Genomic DNA, 2,555 nt, shown 5'->3' on the forward strand with positions numbered 1-2,555 from the left:
TGCCGACCTTGTGCCGGACGCCTCTCGCACACTGCCAGTCTTCTAACCCGGCAACGCCAGCTCGAACCACACCGTCTTCCCCGTCCTGCCCGTACGACCCGGACGTGTACCCCAGCGCCGTGCGGAGCGGGACACCAGCTGAAGGCCGCGCCCGCCCTCGTCGTCGGGTGCGGCGGTGCGCTCCAGGGGCGGGTCGGGGAGCGGATCGGATACCTCTACGACGAGGGTGCCGTTGGGGTCCACGGGGCGTACGAGACGTACGCCGATGGGCCCGGAGGCATGACGCAAGGAGTTGGTCACCAGTTCGCTCACGAGCAACACAGTGACGTCACCGAGGGCCGCGAGGCCCCAGTCGGCGAGCTGCTTGCGGACAACTGTGCGGGCGGTGCGGACGGCGCCGGGGTCCGCGGGGAAGGCCCACTCGGCGCAGTCGCCTTCGGTGTCGATCACGCCGATCACTTCCAGACCAGTAGCTGAACCTGCCCGGCAACCGCCTGGCAACCTGTCCGGTTTCATGGGGTTAATGGGCACATACCCGATATCCAGGCTGGTTTACCGCGTATCAGGGCGCACTGTGGCACGAACGGCGTAGGCGGGGTCAGTGCGCGGCGTGTGGGACACCGAGCGCCGCCTCGACGGCGGGCACATCGGCGGCCAGCCAGTCGACGGACCAGACCAGGTCCGGGGTGAGCCAGCGCAGCTCGTCGTGGTCTTCCAGGGGCCGGGGCTCGCCCGACACGAGGCGGGCCGTCCAGACCCGCAGGACGTACCCCTTGGGGAGCGGCCACTCCCCCGGCACCCGGCCGGTCAGCTCGACCTCCACGCCCAGTTCCTCGCGGAGCTCGCGCACCAGCGCGTCCTCGCTCCGCTCACCGGGCTCGACCTTGCCGCCGGGCAGCTCCCAGCCGCCCGCGAGCTCCGGGGGCGCACTGCGCCGCGCGGCGAGCAGGCGCCCGCCGTCGTACAGGGCGGCGCCCACCACGATGCGTTCGTTCATGCGTCGGAGCCTAAGGGGCGGCGGGACCAGTCAGGGTGCGGCACAGACCGCCGCAATGCCGCAAGGACTTGCCGTCAGGGCTCAGCGGCCGCTGCCGTTCTGGCTCAGCTTCTCGATCGAGTAGAGCTGCTTGTGGCCGCGGTCGTCGAGGCTGTCCGCGATCTTCTGGGCCTCGGCCTTCGTCGCATACCTGCCCACGCGATAGCGGTTGCCGTTGTCGTCCTGCCGTATCACGAACCAGGGCAGCAGAACCGTCCCGTCATTCATCGCGCCCCTCCGTTCGCCACCCCCGGCGCGCCCCACGCCTCGATCTGTAAGGAAACCGCAATCCGCATATGCCCGAGCCTACGCCCGACCTTTACTCAGCGGATACGACTTTGCACAAAGAGGTNNCCGAAACCCGCCCCCGCGGACAGCACGGCAGGAGCGGGCAAGGGTGCGCCGGGGATGTTCCGCGAGGGACACGACAGCCCCCGGGGCACCTCACGGGCAGGTGGTACGGATCGCCTCATGGGCGGGTGGTACGGGGCCACTTCACCGGCAGGTGGAACGCGATCACTTCACAGGCAGGTGGTACGCGATCCGATAGCGGTCGGCGGGCACCACGATGTCGGCCGCCTCGACGGGGCGGCCCGAGGCGAAGTACGTCCGGTGGACGACGATCACCACATGGCCGGGGACGCCGCCGAGCGAGGTGAGCTCCTCGGCCAGGCCGGGGCGGGCGCCCACCTCCTCCGCGACGTTGTCCACGATCACGTCGATGGCCGCCATCCGGTCCACCACTCCGCAGCCGCCGAGCGGACCCTCCTCGGGGAGCATCACGGGGGTGCGTCCGGTGACGGCCAGGGGTTCCCAGGACGTGGAGAGCATCATGGCCTCGCCGGCGTCCCGGAAGACGTACTTGGTGCACANNCCGAGGCGCTCGGCGACCGCGGCGCTCGCCTCGATCTGCTCACTGCGGGACTCCCACGTGCCACGCGCGCCGTCGGCCGCCTGCTCCTGACGGAACGGGGTCGAGCCGCCGTTCACCGCGCGGTACCCGGTGCGGGCGATCTTGCGCGGGACGGGGCGCTCGCGCACATAGGTGCCCGATCCGGAGCGCCCTTCGACCAGCCCCTCGGCCATCAGCACCTTGCGCGCCTCCAGGGCGACGGTGTCCGACACCCCGTACTCCTCGCGGATTCTGGCTTGTGAAGGAAGGCGGGTGTGCGGCGGCAGCGAACCGTCGGCGATCTTCTTGCGGAGATCACCCGCAACCCGCAGATACGCCGGCTGTTCACCGAAAGTCACTGGCCACTCCCATCAGGTTGACAGACAGCAACAGCCTGGCAACCGTGGGTTGTTGCGTGCAACCCAAGGCCAAGGAATCACCCGAAGTGATGATTTCTACCTGCGCAGGTCTTTACGCAGGGGCTTTCCCCGGATATAGCGAACGGTCAAGGGCATTGAGGAAACGTTCGGTCGCGGCGCGCGCGATCTGACTGCCCCAGCCTCCCCAGTTCACATCGAAACAATGGTCGACCCACGGCAGTTCGACGTACGTCGCCGGGGCCCCGGC

At 69.3% G+C, this 2,555-nt stretch carries 3 protein-coding genes and 2 pseudogenes; all 5 read right to left on the reverse strand.

The genetic code is table 11. The features are described from left to right. Positions 1-42 precede the first annotated feature (42 nt). Positions 43-516 carry an ATP-binding protein gene (locus tag AOK03_RS37060; protein ID WP_079075198.1) on the reverse strand — a complete coding sequence of 158 codons (474 nt, stop codon included), beginning with the start codon at positions 514-516 and terminating at the stop codon, positions 43-45. A gap of 82 nt (positions 517-598) precedes the next feature. Continuing rightward, entirely contained in the window at positions 599-997 is a 399-nt protein-coding gene (locus AOK03_RS37065) for a (deoxy)nucleoside triphosphate pyrophosphohydrolase (RefSeq protein WP_055569771.1), read from the reverse strand. Between the two features lie 81 nt (positions 998-1,078). Further along, the gene (locus AOK03_RS37070) at positions 1,079-1,264 is read right to left on the reverse strand and encodes an SPOR domain-containing protein (RefSeq protein ID WP_055569772.1); all 186 of its coding nucleotides are present in this window, start codon (positions 1,262-1,264) and stop codon (positions 1,079-1,081) included. A gap of 288 nt (positions 1,265-1,552) precedes the next feature. Beyond that, a pseudogene (locus tag AOK03_RS44545) lies at positions 1,553-1,908 on the reverse strand (GntR family transcriptional regulator); the annotation flags it as partial. Positions 1,909-1,910: 2 nt separating this feature from the next. Further along, a pseudogene (locus AOK03_RS44550) lies at positions 1,911-2,287 on the reverse strand (GntR family transcriptional regulator); the annotation flags it as partial. Positions 2,288-2,555: the final 268 nt, after the last annotated feature.

The sequence above is a fragment of the Streptomyces atriruber genome (assembly GCF_001418325.1).
Taxonomy (GTDB): Bacteria; Actinomycetota; Actinomycetes; order Streptomycetales; family Streptomycetaceae; genus Streptomyces; species Streptomyces atriruber.

Excerpts from the sequence above, each read along its gene's own strand:
- AOK03_RS37065 (WP_055569771.1), bottom strand. The coding sequence starts at position 997 with ATGAACGAACGCATCGTGGTGGGCGCCGCCCTGTACGACGGCGGGCGC.
- AOK03_RS37070 (WP_055569772.1), bottom strand. The coding sequence starts at position 1,264 with ATGAATGACGGGACGGTTCTGCTGCCCTGGTTCGTGATACGGCAGGAC.
- AOK03_RS37060 (WP_079075198.1), bottom strand. The coding sequence starts at position 516 with ATGAAACCGGACAGGTTGCCAGGCGGTTGCCGGGCAGGTTCAGCTACT.